Here is a 255-nt window from a genome sequence, read left to right on the forward strand (position 1 = left end):
TCGTGCCCGCCACATCCGACGACGGCGGCTTCGACGAGTTGCGCGAGTCCAGCTTCACCCGCTCCTGCAGCCACGCCACCTGCTCGCGCAGCTGCGCCAGCTGCTGGCCCAGCGTGTCGATCACTTCGTGGCACTGCGCCAGCGTCTGCGGCTTGGCGGGCGGGTCTTCGGGTGTGGGCGATGGGGGCGGGTTCATCGGGCTTGACTCTCCCGCCTCGCACCCGTGCTGTCTACGCGGGCTTCAGCGGGTTGACG

At 70.2% G+C, this 255-nt stretch carries 1 protein-coding gene; it reads right to left on the reverse strand.

From position 1 onward, the window contains the following. On the reverse strand, positions 1–196 hold a 196-nt coding region (locus HZU84_RS20190; RefSeq protein WP_257644661.1), incomplete at its 3' end, for a DUF6444 domain-containing protein. Positions 197–255: the final 59 nt, after the last annotated feature.

This window comes from Sphaerotilus sulfidivorans, from assembly GCF_013426975.1.
GTDB classification, from domain to species: Bacteria; Pseudomonadota; Gammaproteobacteria; order Burkholderiales; family Burkholderiaceae_C; genus Sphaerotilus; species Sphaerotilus sulfidivorans.